This is a genomic window from Enterobacter sp. FUJ80071 (assembly GCF_038739915.1).
Taxonomy (GTDB): Bacteria; Pseudomonadota; Gammaproteobacteria; order Enterobacterales; family Enterobacteriaceae; genus Enterobacter; species Enterobacter kobei.
Genome location: NZ_JBBXKH010000001.1, coordinates 4,095,113 through 4,110,373, shown reverse-complemented (window position 1 = coordinate 4,110,373; position 15,261 = coordinate 4,095,113). Strand labels below are relative to the sequence as shown.

The following is a 15,261-nucleotide window of genomic DNA, read 5'->3' as shown; positions in this document are numbered from 1 at the left end:
GGTAATTAAGGTCGTAACGATGTCTGAGCAAACTCATCCTTTATGGAATCAATTTATTCGCGTGGTGCAGGAAGAAGTTAAACCTGCGCTGGGGTGCACCGAACCCGTTTCTCTGGCGCTGGCTTGTGCAATTGCCGCAGAGCACCTGTCAGGCGACGTAACACATATTGAGGCGTGGGTATCGCCGAACCTGATGAAGAACGGGCTGGGCGTAACGGTGCCGGGTACCGGAATGGTCGGGTTGCCGATTGCGGCGGCGCTGGGCGCCATCGGTGGTAATGCGCAGGCGGGGCTGGAGGTACTGAAAGATGCCAGCGCGGATGCGCTGGTACGGGCTAAAGCGCTGCTGAATGCCGGTCAGGTGCAGGTGAAACTTCAGGAACCGTGCGAAGAGATTCTCTATTCACGGGCCTGTGTATACGCCGGTGATGCCTCGGCGATGGTGACTATCGCGGGCGGGCATACCCGTGTGGTGGAGGTGGTGTGTCAGGGCGAAACGCGCTTCAGGCTGGACGATCAACAGGCAGAGGCAGGGAGTGACCCCCTGGCGGTGCTGTCAACCACGACGCTTTCGCAGATCCTGGAGTTTGTCGAGCAGGTCCCGTTCGATGCGATCCGGTTTATCCTTGATGCCGGGCGTTTGAACGGTGCGCTCTCACGCGAAGGGCTCAGCGGGCAATGGGGATTGCACATTGGTGCGACGCTCGATAAACAGCGCACCCGCGGATGGATGGCACAGGATCTGGGTTCAGATATTGTTATCCGCACCAGCGCGGCCTCGGATGCCCGCATGGGCGGTGCGACACTGCCAGCGATGAGTAATTCCGGGTCAGGAAACCAGGGGATCACCGCGACTATGCCGGTTGTTGTTGTGGCTGAACACGTTCAGGCTGACGACGAGCGGCTGGCGCGGGCGCTGATGCTTTCACATCTGGCGGCCATTTATATCCACTACCAGCTTCCGCGCTTGTCCGCATTATGTGCAGCAACGACGGCGGCAATGGGCGCAGCGGCAGGCATGGCGTGGCTGATGGACGGAAGCTACAAGACGGTTGCGATGGCAATCGGCAGTATGATCGGGGATGTCAGTGGGATGATCTGTGATGGCGCCTCCAATAGCTGCGCGATGAAAGTCTCCACCAGCGTCAACAGTGCCTGGAAAGCAGTCATGATGGCGCTGGACGATTCTGCCGTAACGGGCAATGAGGGGATTGTGGCGCACGATGTGGAACAGTCTATTTCCAACCTGTGCGCACTGGCGTGCCGCTCGATGCAGGCAACGGATCGGCAGATTATCGAGATTATGGCGAGTAAGGTGTAAAGAATACCCCTCTCCCGTTTGGGAGAGGGGTAAGGTTAATTACACCGGTAAATCAATCAGTAGCGCCCGCAATGCCGTATCGGCCTCCAGGGTAATATTCGCTTCATCACGAATAAACGCCCCGTCACCACAGGTGAGCGCCTCTTTCTCTTCCGTATGCGTTACCGCATGCACCGTACCGTGGATGGACTGTAAATACGCACGCGGTCCATGAAGCTGGAAGCTCGCCTGCTCACCTTTCTTCAGTTCGATATGATGCAGCCATACCTGCTGACGTAGCTGCAGGCTGCCTTTGCTGCCATCAGGCGACGCAATCAGCTGCTGCTTATCGCCCGTTAAATCTACCTTTTGTACCAGCGGGTTTTCCCGCTCAGGGCAGGCGTCCAGCCACAACTGCATACGGGTCAGCGTTTTATCTTTGCTGAGGTTATGCTCGCTGTAACTGATGCCCGGCTGCGTGGAAATTAACAACGCTTCGCCAGTCTTTGCCTGGACATGATTGCCCTCGCTATCGCGGTATTCTGCCTCGCCTTCCAGGATCAGGTTCAGGATATCGACTTTCGGGTACGTACGCGGCTGGAAGGACGCGCCAGGGGCGAGCACTTCCTGGTTCAACACGCGTAATGAAGCGTAACCGAGGAGTTTAGGGTCAAAGTAGTGTCCAAAAGAAAAGGTGTAGCGGGCCTGCAGCCAGCCGAAATCGGCTTGTCCGCACTGTTTAGCTGTTCTTGTCGTAATCATAAACTTGACCTCTCTTTACACTAAAACAATGGTAAAGGTATGGACGCTGCATTGTTAGCCAGATATTCTGCCCGGTATGTTCAAATTTCCTGAATGAGAACGAGATGGCTAAAGAGAGAGCATTGACGCTTGAGGCGCTTCGCGTCATGGACGCGATTGACCGGCGCGGCAGTTTTGCGGCAGCCGCTGATGAACTGGGGCGCGTTCCGTCGGCGCTGAGTTACACCATGCAGAAGCTGGAAGAGGAGCTGGACGTGGTGCTGTTTGACCGCTCCGGTCATCGAACAAAATTCACCAACGTGGGCCGAATGCTGCTGGAGCGCGGTCGCGTGTTGCTGGAAGCGGCGGATAAGTTAACGACCGATGCCGAAGCGCTGGCGCGCGGTTGGGAAACCCATCTGACGTTAGTGACCGAAGCGCTGGTGCCTACTGAAGCGCTGTTCCCGCTGGTTGACCGTCTGGCTGATAAAGCGAACACGCAGCTGTCGATCATTACCGAAGTGCTGGCAGGCGCGTGGGAGCGCCTGGAGACGGGCAGGGCGGATATCGTTATTGCGCCGGATATGCACTTCCGCTCGTCGTCGGAAATCAACTCGCGCAAGCTCTACAGCGTGATGAACGTTTACGTTGCCGCACCCAATCACCCGATTCACCAGGAGCCAGAGCCGCTCTCTGAGGTGACGCGCGTGAAGTATCGCGGCGTGGCGGTCGCTGATACCGCGCGTGAACGTCCGGTGCTGACGGTGCAGTTGCTGGATAAACAGCCTCGTCTGACGGTCACTTCACTGGAAGACAAACGACAGGCGCTGCTGGCCGGGCTTGGCGTGGCAACCATGCCGTATCCGTTTGTGGAAAAAGATATTGCGGAAGGGCGTCTGCGCGTTGTGAGCCCGGAGTACACCAGCGAAGTGGACATTATTATGGCCTGGCGTCGCGACAGCATGGGCGAAGCCAAATCGTGGTGCCTGCGCGAAATACCCAAACTCTTTGCGCACCACAACAAATAAGCGTGTAGGCCCGGTAAGCGTAAGCGCCACCGGGCAATAAATTACGCAGCGATCTTAGGATCCGGACCAAAGCGGTTTTCGCCCGGCGTACCGGACTGGCAGTTGAAGATCAAAATCACAATCCATCCCACGATCGGGATCAGCAGCAGCAACAGCCACCACGCCGAACGATCGGTATCGTGGAGGCGTCGAAACTGCACGGCCCAGGAAGGCAACAGAATAAATAAGCCGTAAATTGAGGTGAGAACGCCTTCCCCGCTCGCCCACTCCCAGCCCAGAATTTTATCCACGATGCTTAGCACCAGCGCGAAGATGAAGTTCACCAGAATGAACATCCAGTACTCTTTGCGGCGGGCGCGGCCACCAAATCCAATATAGTTGCGCAGTACGTTTAAATACCAGTCCATTTTTCCTTGCCTCAATAATCGGTCAATCACTTGTTTTTTAAGCGATCGAGATAAGGATAGATGGAGATTGTGAATTAAAAAAGGGCATCTGGTGATGCCCTTGATATTTATCCAAAACGCACGTCGCGACCGTGCGGCTCATCCAGATCCTGCCACGGGCCGATGGAGATAATGCCCGTCGGATTAATGGTCTTGTGGCTGCGGAAATAGTGGGTGCGGATATGGTCGAAGTCGACCGTTTCGGCAATGCCCGGCATCTGGTAGATGTCGCGCAGGAAACCATACAGGTTCAGATAGTCACTGATACGATGCTTGTCGCACTTAAAGTGAGTGACATAGACCGGATCAAAGCGCACCAGCGTGGTCCACAGACGAATATCGGCTTCCGTCAGGCGGTCGCCTGTCAGATAGCGATGCTGGCCGAGGATCTGCTCCAGACGCTCCAGCGATTCAAACACTTTCCCGACCGCGTCGTCATAGGCTTCCTGGCTGGTCGCAAACCCGGCTTTATAGACACCGTTGTTGACGTTGTCGTAGATCCAGCTGTTCAGCTCGTCAATTTTATCGCGCAGCTCAACCGGGTAGTAGTCCCCGGCGCGGGCGCCGTGTGCATCAAACGCGGTATTAAACATGCGGATGATTTCCGCAGATTCGTTGCTGACAATCGTCTGGTTTTTCTTGTCCCACAGTACCGGGACAGTAACGCGTCCGGTGTAGTGCGGATCGGCGCGCAAATAAAGCTGGTAGAGGAAATCGTGGTGGTAAAGATCGTCGCCGGTCGCGGCGGGGAAATCACTGTCAAACGTCCAGCCGTTTTCCAGCATCAGCGGGTTGACCACCGAAACCGGAATGAGGGATTCAAGGCCTTTAAGTTTGCGCACAATCAGCGTGCGGTGTGCCCACGGGCAGGCCAGAGAAACATAAAGATGATAACGATCTTTCTCGGCCGCGAAGCCGCCTTCACCGCTCGGGCCAGGTGCGCCATCGGCGGTCAGCCAGTTACGGAAGGCCGAAACAGAGCGCTTAAAGCGTCCTCCGGTGGATTTTGTGTCATACCAGACATCCTGCCAGACGCCGTCTACGAGTTGTCCCATTTTTTCTCCTCCGTCAGATAGCAAAAGCGAGGAGATGTCTCCTCGCTTTGTGTTTATTCAGTATAGCGTGCTTACCACTTCTTATTCAGAAGGCGGTCGATGCTGTATGCGCCCGGGCCAGTGACTGCCAGCAGCAGGAAGCCACCCGCGATGGTCAGGTTTTTCATGAACATCAGAGAGTTCACGCCTTCCGCAAAGTTGCTGTGGAAGATGAACGCTGTCAGCACGGTGAAGCCCGCGGTAAACAGCGCGGTGGTACGGGTCAGGAAACCGAACAGAACCGCCAGGCCGCCGCCGAACTCAAGCAGAATGGTCAGAGGCAGCAGGAACCCCGGCACGCCCATGGCTTCCATGTACTGCTGGGTACCCGCATAACCGGTGATTTTTCCCCAACCCGCTACGATAAACAGGATTGGCATCAGAATACGCGCTACCAGTACACCAACATCTTCTAATTTTTTCATTTTACTCTCCAGGAAACCACATCAGCGGCTGAACTTTATTTGTGTGCAATTCCGGGTAGATACCGCGGATATGCTGTCGATGGAGAGGATAATAAACGGGGCGGGTGACAATTGTTAGCAAGGAAAACTGTCAATCTTCTTCAAAGATATTGAGTAAAAACAGGTGCGCGCTGGTGCCCTCACCCCAACTCTCTCCCACGGGGAGAGGGCGCAAAAACAAAAAACGGTAACCTGAGTTACCGTTTTGCTTTTACCTCGAAGCCGCCACCCGGCGAGAAGGCTACCTCAACTGCTGCTGACGCAACGTCGCTTTCACCAAACGCCAGGCGCTCCAGGCACCAAAACCGCGGCGTGCCCAGCGGATGAGCATATTTGGATGACGAACCGTCCAGATAGCCATGACGCTACTGCCGACCAGCGCCCATGAACGCAGGCTCAGAAAGGTATTCCAGCCACGGTCAAACCGCCGCGTCGCGTCAATCCAGTCGCGACGGCTGGCAGAAAGATCCAGCCGTTGCTGCTGGATCTGACTCAACAGGTAGGCTTTGCGCTTCTGACGTTCGGCTTTATCGCTCACGGCTTGTCATCCTCCAGCAGGGCGCGATCGTTAGCCAGCTCCTGACGCGTATGGCGCAGGAAAGTCGACTTGCGTGCTTTGCGCAGCGTCCAGATACCGCCAATCAACGCGGCGACCAGCAAAACGACGGTGGTGGCAATCATCGCGTTGAGTCGATACTGCGGATCAATGGCCCAGATGATTAACACCATCAGGCTCATCAGACCAAATGCGGCGAAGAGCATGGTCAGGCCGAGCATCAGCAGCATCTGGAAGAGATTTGCTTTCTCCTCTTCCAGCTCGACCACTGCCAGCCGGACGCGCGTTTCGGCAATCCCGACCAGCGTGGTTAAAATACGCTGGCCGATGCCGAGGACGTTGTTAGCAGGCCCTTGTGCGTGACGAGGATCTTCCATATCAACGACGCGTCAGAAGAACACCCAGTACCACACCGACGGCGGCACCAATACCTACCCCCGTCCATGGATTATCGCGCACATATTCGTCCGCGCGAGCCGCCGCTTCACGGGTCTGTTTTGCCAGTGCATCACCGGTTTCACCCAGGCGGTAGCGGCTCTCTTTCAGCGCCTGCTCCGCTTTGCTACGCAGCTTGCTCACTTCTTCTTTCGACTTGTCGGCGGAAGAGTTCAACACCTCTTCAAGGGTATCGGCCAGGGATTTCAGTTCAGCGCGCAGATGTTCAGACGTCGTATCTTTTGACATGATTCTCTCCTGTTGAGATTTCCGTTAACTCAATAATCGCGAGCTTCCAGCGCTTTCAGGTCGTCCTGCGCTTCTTTCAACTTCTTCTCGCGCTTAGCAATTTTTTCCGCATCCCCTTTCTCTTTCGCTTCCTGCAGGTCTTGACGGCGCTCGGCTATCTCGTCCTTCTGTTCAGCGATTTTTTTCTGATGATCGGCACGTAGCTTGCTGTCTGTACAGTTTGCTTTCACTTCGCTCAGCGCTTTTTTAAGACCATCAACACGGTGCTGATTGTTATGCTTTTCGGCATAACCGATCTCACGCTGAATATCCTGTTCTTTCTCCTGACAGAGAGAGTTGGCGAAGGTCGCTGTGCTTAAAGAAAAAAGGGCCAGAGCCAGAGTCATGCGGAATTTCATTATCGAAACCTTCCATTGTGTTGCGGCGTAAGCCGCTTTCCAGAATGATGCGGAGTACATTCGAGGGGTGCTCCGCGTACTTAAGCATAGTAAGTAAACGGGGGATTCACCAAAGTGAGTGAAAAGATTCGGAATCCTGGTAATTATCCAAACCGATGCGACGTATCGCGAATCAATGACAGCCACGCCGCTGGCTGGTTGTCATCTTCCTGCTGGGCAATGATATACCCACGCGGCAGCGTACGGTCAAGAACCGCTTTCGCCGCAGCGCTCTGCGTGCGGGAGTCAAACTTGATCAGTAGCACATCGTCTTTCGGCGTAATGCTTTTAAAGCGGATCCCGTTCGCGTCCAGATGATGCCAGACAGAGAAACCGTCGGGCACGCTGGCGCCCTGATTAACCGGACGAATGGCCAGCGTAGATTCCTCATGTGAAAGCGCGCTCCAGGCCAGCAGAAGGGCGCAGAGGAACATCAGTACAATGAATGCACAGGCAGAACGGCGCAGGGCGAGGGGAGAGATAACCATCGTTAACCTCGCGCTCCGTACTTTTTCTTCCACAGAACAACCAGCGAGCCAATCAGGCCGAAGACCAGCAGAACCACTGGAAGCAGCATCAGACAGGACATCAGCTGATCTTCATATTTCATGAAGACCGGCGTTTTACCCAGCGCATAGCCCAGCGTCGTCAGGATCAGCACCCACAGCAGGCCGCTCATCCAGTTAAAGAACTGGAAGCGCGTGCTGCTCAACCCGGACAGCCCGGCAATGGTGGGCAGCAGGGTGCGCACAAAGGCAATAAAGCGGCCCATCAGCAGTGCGGAAAGCCCGTGCTTATGGAAAAGGTGATGCGCCCGCTGGTGGTAATGCGCCGGCAGATGAGAAAGCCAGTTCTGTACGATCCGGGTATTGCCCAGCCATCTTCCCTGGATATAACTCACCCAGCAGCCGAGGCTGGCCGCGATGGTCAGTAATAAAACGGTTTGCGGGAATGCCATTGCCCCTTTGGCACACAGCACACCGACAAGCACCAGCAAACTGTCACCCGGTAAGAAGGCCGCAGGCAGCAAACCATTCTCCAGGAACAGGATCATAAATAAGACAAAATAGAGCATGCCAATCATGGAAGGGTTGGCCAGCGTTTCAAAATCCTGCGCCCAGAGGGCTTGCAGTAGTTGAGTCAAAAGTTCCATTCAGTGTTCCTGGAAATCGGTTAACGTCACGCCTGTTAGCCGGGACAAACAGTACGGCGACATTGTTGTGATTTCATTATGGTCGCTCGCGGACACATTGCGGTGTGGCCAACACTGTTCCCTGTTAATTGGCTGGTTAGCAAGCACTAACTTACAAAATAACGAAGTGAATCCAATTGTAACAAAGCCCAACGTTCTGCGTCACAGAATTTGCAGGGTGAGGTGATTTTGGCGTAAGCCCTGGAAGTGAGCGAGGGGATTTACAAAGGCTGACACTATATATGTTTTGCTTACCCACTTGAGCCGGAAGGCGCAGCGAAGCGCCTGCCAGCAGAAAGGTCATCTATTTTGCGGCACTGGGTGCCGTATCAAGATGAACCACTGGATTATCAGCAAAAAGATAGCGGTCCGCGTTAAATTCGAAGTCGTCGCTGGTTTCATTGAACAGCATCTGCTTGGTGTTTTCCAGATGTTGCCACATCGCCAGTTTTGCCGCGTGAGGATCTTTACGAATCAGCGCTTTAAGGATTTGATCATGATCGTCACACCAGTTGTCGACGGTGCGGGAATCGATATGATCGTGCAGTTTTTTCCAGTAAGGGTTGTGAACGCGCTGAGTCCACATTTTCTCAACGATTGCCGCCAGCGCCGTATTCTGGGTTGCCAGCGCAACCTGGACGTGAAACTGCAGATCCCACTCAGAATCCCGGAAACATTTTTCTTTGCGGGCGTTCTCCTGGATTTCCATCAACTTCATGATGTCCTGCTTGGTCACCTGCGTCGCGGCAAATTCGGCAATATTGCTTTCGATTAACTGGCGAGCCTGGAGCAGCTCAAACGGACCATAGCTGGCGAATTCCAGACTTTCATCCGTTACCGGAGAGTGTTTAGGCTGATTGGAAATCACATGAATACCGGAGCCTTTGCGGACCTCAACATAGCCTTCCACTTCCAGCATGATAATGGCTTCACGCACGACGGTACGGCTCACGCTTTTTTCATCGGCAATGAAACGCTCGGCGGGAAGTTTATCACCGACAAGATAGACGCCTTGCTCGATGCGATCTTTCAGCTCCGCAGCAAGTTGTTGATATAAACGACGTGGTTCGGTGATGTCCATATGCGCTCCAGGCAGGGTACGGCAGATGATTTGTTATACCACTTCTGCGTGCCACTCTCCAGATTTTGACATGAAAAAAGCCGCCACCCGGCACAGCGATGCTAACTCTGCGTGGCCGGTTTCCCGAGCGTCTCTTTCTGCAGCTCCTCGGCGGATTTGTTTTTCAGTACCGTCCAGATCACTACCGCACCCATCAGGTCGAAGACGGCCAGCACGGCGAACAGCGGGCTAAAGCCGATGGTGTCTGCCAGGGCACCCACTACCAGCGCAAACAGCGTACTTGCAGTCCATGCCGCCATCCCGGTCAGGCCGTTAGCGGTGGCGACTTCATTACGGCCGAAGACGTCAGACGAGAGCGTAATCAGCGCGCCGGAAAGTGACTGGTGAGCAAAACCGCCAACGCACAGCAGCGCGATAGCCACGTAAGGGCTGGTGAACAGGCCAATCATCCCCGGTCCAATCATCAGCAGCGCGCCCATGGTCACGACCATTTTACGGGAGACAATCAGGTTCACACCAAACCAGCGCTGGAACAGCGGGGGCAGGTAGCCACCCACGATACAGCCCAGATCGGCGAACAGCATCGGCATCCAGACGAACATCGCGATCTCTTTCAGGTTAAAGCCATAGACTTTAAACATGAACAGCGGGATCCACGCGTTGAACGTCCCCCAGGCAGGCTCAGCGAGGAAGCGCGGCAGGGCAATACCCCAGAACTGACGGGTGCCCAGGATCTGCCAGACGGACAGTTTCTTGCCGTTGTTGACCTGATGCTGCGCTTCCTGACCGCCAATAATGTATTCGCGTTCTTCTTCGGAGAGTTTTTTCTGGTCGCGCGGATGCTTGTAGAAAATCAGCCACGCCATTGCCCATGCGAAGCTCAGCACGCCTGAGATAATGAACGCCAGCTGCCAGCTGTGCATCACGATAGCCCACACCACCAGCGGCGGTGCAATCATCGCGCCAATCGACGACCCCACGTTGAAGTATCCGACAGCAATGGAACGCTCTTTCGCCGGGAACCATTCGGAGCTGGCTTTCAGCCCTGCCGGGATCATTGCCGCTTCGGCGGCACCTACTGCACCACGCGCCAGCGCGAGCCCGCCCCAGCTGCCTGCCAGCGCCGTTGCGCCACAGAAAATGGCCCAGGTGACGGCGAAGAAGGCATAGCCGATTTTGGTGCCTAAAATATCCAGAACATAGCCAGCAACCGGCTGCATAATGGTATAAGCCGCGGAGTAGGCCGCAATGATGTAGGAATATTGCTGGGTTGAAATGTGCAGCTCTTCCATTAGCGTAGGCGCCGCCGCCGCTATGGTGTTACGCGTCAGGTAGCCCAGCACGGTGCCCAGCGTCACCAGTGCGATCATATACCAACGTAACCCTTTAATTTTACGCATCTAAAACCTCATCGTTATGTTATTTCCGTGCCAGAGCACGGCAACCTCTCAACCGTTTCCGGGAGCAGCTGTGTAACGGGAGGGGCGTAGCCGGAAGGTGTTTCCGGAACGGCCCGAACTTTGCCATCAGTAAGCGTCTTTCAGTCGGTATCCGTACCGTTAAATCCGATGTTTCACACCGGCAATGCATTCCGTCGGCTTATGGTTTGCGACGGCGAAAAGATAACTTGTCATACAACTTTAAAAGGTGAGTGACATCACAAATGTATGATTATTTGTGTGGGCATTCTGCTTTGCGGATGAAGGCAGTACTGGCGCGGGGTTGAGAAGAGTTTACGTCATTCATGGGGATTTATTTGTTGGCATTTATTGATCTTACTCACGAAAAAAACGTCTGCTGATGGAAATTGGTGTGATAACTTTGCAGCATATGAACATACGCTTTCTGACGCTCCCGTAATGAGGATGACGATAATGACGCCGTTTATGACCGACGATTTTCTGCTAGATACCGAATTTGCTCGCCGTCTATACCATGACTATGCCAAAGACCAGCCGATTTTCGACTACCACTGCCACTTGCCGCCGCAGCAGGTTGCCGAAAATTACCGTTTCAAAAACCTGTATGACATCTGGCTGAAGGGTGACCACTATAAATGGCGTGCGATGCGCACCAACGGTGTGGCTGAGCGCCTGTGTACCGGCGACGCCAGCGACCGCGAGAAGTTTGACGCCTGGGCCGCGACCGTTCCACATACGATCGGCAACCCGCTCTTTCACTGGACCCATCTGGAACTGCGCCGTCCGTTTGGCATCACCGGAAAACTGCTTTCACCTGCCACTGCGGATGAAATCTGGGACCAGTGCAACGAACTGCTGGCGCAGGATAACTTCTCCGCACGCGGTATCATGAAGCAGATGAACGTGAAGATGGTGGGTACCACCGACGATCCCATTGACTCCCTGGAACATCACGCTGTCGTGGCGAAAGATACCTCTTTCGATATTAAAGTGTTGCCAAGCTGGCGCCCGGACAAAGCTTTCAACATCGAACAGGCCACCTTCAACGATTACATGGCGAAGCTGGCCGAGGTGTCCGATACCGATATCCGCCGTTTCGCCGATCTGCAAACCGCGCTGACCAAACGTCTGGATCACTTTGCGGCACATGGCTGTAAAGTCTCTGACCATGCGCTGGACGTGGTGCTGTTTGCGGACGCCAGCGAAGCCGAGCTGGACAGCATTCTGGCGCGTCGTCTCTCGGGTGAAACGCTTAACGAGCACGACGTGGCGCAGTTTAAAACGGCGGTGCTGGTGTTCCTCGGTGCGGAATACGCCCGTCGCGGCTGGGTACAGCAGTACCACATCGGCGCGCTGCGCAACAACAACCAGCGTCAGTTCAAACTGCTCGGTGCTGACGTGGGCTTCGACTCCATCAACGATCGCCCGCTGGCGGAAGAGTTATCTAAACTGCTGAGCAAACAGAACGAACAAAACCTGCTGCCCAAAACCATCCTGTACTGCCTGAACCCGCGCGATAACGAAGTGCTGGGCACCATGATTGGCAACTTCCAGGGCGAAGGGATGCCGGGCAAGATGCAGTTCGGTTCCGGCTGGTGGTTTAACGACCAGAAAGATGGCATGGAGCGTCAGATGACGCAGCTGGCACAACTTGGCCTGCTGAGCCGCTTTGTCGGCATGCTGACTGACAGCCGCAGCTTCCTGTCCTATACGCGCCATGAATATTTCCGCCGCATTTTGTGCCAGATGATTGGCCGTTGGGTTCACGCAGGCGAAGCGCCAGCCGATATCCAGCTGCTGGGCGACATGGTGAAAAACATCTGCTTTAACAATGCGCGTGACTACTTCGCCATTGAACTGAACTAAGGCCGTCTGAGGTTGATATGCAATACATCAAAATCCATTCGCTGGATAACGTTGCCGTCGCGCTGGCAGATTTAACCGAAGGGACGGAAGTGACCTTCAACAACCAGTCGGTGACGTTACGCCAGGCCGTTGGGCGTGGACACAAGTTTGCCCTGATCCCCATTGCGAAAGGGGAGAACGTGGTGAAGTACGGCTTGCCCATCGGTCATGCACTGGGGGATATTGCGCCGGGTGAATATATTCATTCCCACAACACCTGCACAAATCTGAGCGATCTTGACGAGTACAGCTATCAACCTGATTTTCAGTCGGAAGAAGAGCAGGCGGCGGATCGGGACGTGCAGATCTACCGTCGTGCGAACGGTGAGGTGGGGATCCGCAACGAGCTGTGGATCCTTCCAACCGTCGGCTGCGTGAACGGCATTGCACGCCAGATCCAGACGCGTTTTCAGAAAGAAACTCACGATGCTGAAGGTACCGACGGCGTACATCTCTTCAGCCATACCTACGGCTGTTCGCAGCTCGGCGACGACCATATCAACACCCGCACCATGCTGCAAAACATGGTGCGCCACCCTAACGCGGGAGCGGTGCTGGTGATTGGCCTCGGCTGTGAAAACAACCAGGTCGATGCCTTCCGCGACACGCTGGGCGAATTTGACCCGGCGCGCGTTCATTTTATGGTATGTCAGCACCAGGATGACGAAGTGGAGGCGGGCGTGGAACATCTGCACCAGCTGTACGAGGTGATGCGTCACGATAAACGCCAGCCGGGCAAGCTAAGCGAGCTGAAGTTTGGTCTGGAGTGCGGCGGGTCCGATGGCCTGTCCGGCATCACGGCGAACCCGATGCTGGGCCGCTTCTCGGATTACGTGATCGCTAACGGCGGCACAACGGTGCTGACCGAGGTGCCGGAAATGTTCGGCGCAGAGCGCATTCTGATGAGCCACTGCCGCGACGAAGAGACGTTTGAGAAGACCGTCACCATGGTGAACGACTTCAAACAGTACTTCATCGCCCATAATCAGCCGATTTATGAGAACCCGTCGCCGGGTAACAAAGCGGGCGGGATCACGACGCTTGAAGAGAAATCCCTCGGTTGTACCCAGAAAGCGGGGGCAAGCCAGGTCGTGGACGTCCTGCGTTACGGCGAGCGCCTGAATACCCACGGTCTGAACCTGCTGAGCGCACCGGGTAACGATGCGGTCGCCACCAGCGCGCTGGCGGGGGCTGGCTGCCACATGGTGCTGTTCAGTACCGGTCGCGGCACGCCGTACGGTGGCTTTGTGCCGACGGTCAAAATCGCGACCAACAGCGAGCTGGCGGCGAAGAAAAAGCACTGGATTGATTTCGACGCAGGCCAGCTGATTCACGGCAAAGCGATGCCGCAGCTGCTGACGGAGTTCGTGGACGCCATCGTGGCGTTTGCCAGCGGCAGACAGACCTGCAATGAGAAGAACGATTTTCGCGAGCTGGCGATCTTTAAGAGTGGTGTGACGCTTTAGGTTGAGTGCGGGCTGGTGCCCTCACCCCGGCCCTCTCCCACGGGGAGAGGGTGAAAACATTAAAAGCGGCAACCAGAGGTTGCCGCTTTGCTGTTAACCTCGCAGAGCGTTCTTCGCTAAACGCGCGTCTTCCGCCTGACAGGCCGCTGCGGTGAACAGCACATCGGTTGAGGAGTTCAGCGCCGTTTCGCAGGAGTCCTGCAATACGCCGATGATAAAGCCGACGGCCACAACCTGCATGGCGATCTCGTTCGGGATACCGAACATGTTACATGCCAGTGGGATCAGCAGCAGCGAGCCACCCGCCACGCCGGACGCGCCACAGGCACACAGAGAAGCCACCACGCTCAGCAGCAGCGCCGTTGGTAGATCGACCGGAACACCTAAGGTATGTACCGCTGCCAGGGTCAGCACGGTGATGGTGATTGCCGCGCCCGCCATGTTCACGGTCGCACCCAGCGGGATCGACACGGAATAGGTATCGCGGTCCAGATTCAGCTTCTCCGCCAGCGCCATGTTAACCGGGATATTTGCCGCAGAGCTGCGGGTGAAGAAGGCATACACCCCGCTCTCACGCAGGCAGGTTAGCACCAGTGGATACGGGTTGCGGCGGATCTGCCAGAACACCAGCAGCGGGTTGATCACCAGCGCCACCAGCAGCATACAGCCGACCAGAACAACCAGCAGCTGCGCGTAGCCCCACAGCGCGTCGAAACCGGTGGTGGCCAGCGTGGAGGAGACCAGCCCGAAAATACCGATTGGCGCAAAACGAATCACCAGTTTCACCATAAAGGTGACGGCATTCGATAAATCGTTGACCAGATTTTTCGTGGTCTCGTTGCCGTGACGCAGCGCGAAGCCCAGACCAATCGCCCAGACCAGGATGCCGATGTAGTTCGCGTTCATCAGCGCCGTGATGGGGTTGGATACCATGCTCATCAGCAGACCGCGCAGCACTTCCACAATGCCGGACGGCGGTGTGATGTCACCGGCCGCGCTGGTCAGGTGCAGCGTAGACGGGAACAGGAAGCTAAATACCACGGCCGTTAAGGCAGCGGAGAAGGTTCCCAGAAGATACAGGAACAGAATAGGGCGAATGTTGGTTTTTTGTCCGTGCTGGTGGTTGGCAATGGAGGCCATGACCAGCATCAGAACCAGAACCGGTGCGACGGCCTTCAGGGCGCCAACAAAGAGGGTGCCGAGAAGCCCGGTGGCTTCTGCAGCGGGTTTTGACACCATTGCCAGCAGAATGCCCAGTACCAACCCGACGAGAATTTGTTTAACGAGGCTGCCCTGCGCCAGGCGCGCGAACAGACCGCTTGATTGTGTGCTCATACGTTATTCCTGAGTGAAATTGCGTTCCATCCTGTATGTGCTCTAAGTCACATTTATGTCCGGATGTAAGTATTTGTTTGCCTGGTTGAGTATCAGGGAAAGCAGGGCAAG

The 15,261-nt window shown here is 55.5% G+C and carries 17 protein-coding genes; 4 read left to right on the top strand and 13 right to left on the bottom strand.

All coding sequences use genetic code 11. From position 1 onward, the window contains the following. Positions 1–19 precede the first annotated feature (19 nt). Complete coding sequence (locus tag AAER43_RS19920; protein ID WP_050861468.1) at positions 20–1,321, top strand: serine dehydratase subunit alpha family protein; 1,302 nt, start codon at positions 20–22, stop codon at positions 1,319–1,321. Between the two features lie 39 nt (positions 1,322–1,360). On the opposite strand, the gene AAER43_RS19915 is transcribed toward AAER43_RS19920, so the two are convergent. Beyond that, positions 1,361–2,062 (bottom strand): pirin family protein, encoded by a 702-nt coding sequence (locus AAER43_RS19915; RefSeq protein ID WP_342702018.1) that lies wholly within the window; start codon positions 2,060–2,062, stop codon positions 1,361–1,363. Positions 2,063–2,166: 104 nt separating this feature from the next. Between AAER43_RS19915 and AAER43_RS19910 the strand changes: the two genes are divergently transcribed. After that, complete coding sequence (locus tag AAER43_RS19910) at positions 2,167–3,069, top strand: LysR family transcriptional regulator (RefSeq protein WP_014885334.1); 903 nt, start codon at positions 2,167–2,169, stop codon at positions 3,067–3,069. A gap of 41 nt (positions 3,070–3,110) precedes the next feature. On the opposite strand, the gene AAER43_RS19905 is transcribed toward AAER43_RS19910, so the two are convergent. The 11 genes from AAER43_RS19905 to AAER43_RS19855 form a co-directional block, all read right to left on the bottom strand. Next, on the bottom strand, positions 3,111–3,476 hold the full coding sequence (locus AAER43_RS19905) for a DUF805 domain-containing protein (RefSeq protein WP_014885333.1): 366 nt from the start codon (positions 3,474–3,476) through the stop codon (positions 3,111–3,113). Between the two features lie 107 nt (positions 3,477–3,583). Then, positions 3,584–4,570: a glutathione S-transferase family protein gene (locus AAER43_RS19900; RefSeq protein WP_014885332.1), complete on the bottom strand. Its 987-nt coding sequence runs from the start codon at positions 4,568–4,570 to the stop codon at positions 3,584–3,586. 71 nt (positions 4,571–4,641) lie between these two features. Continuing rightward, positions 4,642–5,034 (bottom strand): DoxX family protein, encoded by a 393-nt coding sequence (locus AAER43_RS19895; protein WP_014885331.1) that lies wholly within the window; start codon positions 5,032–5,034, stop codon positions 4,642–4,644. Positions 5,035–5,314: 280 nt separating this feature from the next. Further along, positions 5,315–5,611, bottom strand: coding sequence for a YqjK-like family protein (locus tag AAER43_RS19890; protein ID WP_014885330.1), 297 nt, complete (start codon positions 5,609–5,611; stop codon positions 5,315–5,317). Then, positions 5,608–6,006: a phage holin family protein gene (locus AAER43_RS19885; protein ID WP_014885329.1), complete on the bottom strand. Its 399-nt coding sequence runs from the start codon at positions 6,004–6,006 to the stop codon at positions 5,608–5,610. Before AAER43_RS19885 ends, AAER43_RS19890 begins: the two co-directional genes overlap by 4 nt. Position 6,007: 1 nt before the next feature. Beyond that, positions 6,008–6,313 (bottom strand): YqjD family protein, encoded by a 306-nt coding sequence (locus tag AAER43_RS19880; protein ID WP_008503141.1) that lies wholly within the window; start codon positions 6,311–6,313, stop codon positions 6,008–6,010. Between the two features lie 29 nt (positions 6,314–6,342). Beyond that, on the bottom strand, positions 6,343–6,711 hold the full coding sequence (locus AAER43_RS19875) for a DUF1090 domain-containing protein (RefSeq protein ID WP_014885328.1): 369 nt from the start codon (positions 6,709–6,711) through the stop codon (positions 6,343–6,345). 143 nt (positions 6,712–6,854) lie between these two features. Then, positions 6,855–7,238 (bottom strand): EnvZ/OmpR regulon moderator MzrA, encoded by a 384-nt coding sequence (gene mzrA, locus AAER43_RS19870; protein ID WP_014885327.1) that lies wholly within the window; start codon positions 7,236–7,238, stop codon positions 6,855–6,857. A gap of 2 nt (positions 7,239–7,240) precedes the next feature. Continuing rightward, a complete protein-coding gene (yqjA, locus tag AAER43_RS19865) occupies positions 7,241–7,903 on the bottom strand; it encodes a DedA family general envelope maintenance protein YqjA (RefSeq protein ID WP_014885326.1) in 663 nt (220 codons plus the stop codon). A 343-nt stretch (positions 7,904–8,246) separates the two neighbouring features. Then, the gene (gene exuR / locus AAER43_RS19860; RefSeq protein ID WP_014885325.1) at positions 8,247–9,023 is read right to left on the bottom strand and encodes a transcriptional regulator ExuR; all 777 of its coding nucleotides are present in this window, start codon (positions 9,021–9,023) and stop codon (positions 8,247–8,249) included. Positions 9,024–9,124: 101 nt separating this feature from the next. Beyond that, entirely contained in the window at positions 9,125–10,423 is a 1,299-nt protein-coding gene (locus tag AAER43_RS19855; protein WP_050861467.1) for an MFS transporter, read from the bottom strand. A 474-nt stretch (positions 10,424–10,897) separates the two neighbouring features. Between AAER43_RS19855 and uxaC the strand changes: the two genes are divergently transcribed. Together uxaC and AAER43_RS19845 are read left to right on the top strand one after the other, a co-directional pair. Beyond that, the gene (gene uxaC / locus AAER43_RS19850; RefSeq protein ID WP_014885323.1) at positions 10,898–12,310 is read left to right on the top strand and encodes a glucuronate isomerase; all 1,413 of its coding nucleotides are present in this window, start codon (positions 10,898–10,900) and stop codon (positions 12,308–12,310) included. A 17-nt stretch (positions 12,311–12,327) separates the two neighbouring features. After that, a complete protein-coding gene (locus AAER43_RS19845; RefSeq protein ID WP_050861465.1) occupies positions 12,328–13,815 on the top strand; it encodes an altronate dehydratase family protein in 1,488 nt (495 codons plus the stop codon). 93 nt (positions 13,816–13,908) lie between these two features. Here AAER43_RS19845 and sstT read toward each other — a convergent pair whose 3' ends face one another. After that, on the bottom strand, positions 13,909–15,150 hold the full coding sequence (sstT, locus tag AAER43_RS19840) for a serine/threonine transporter SstT (protein ID WP_023331360.1): 1,242 nt from the start codon (positions 15,148–15,150) through the stop codon (positions 13,909–13,911). Positions 15,151–15,261: the final 111 nt, after the last annotated feature.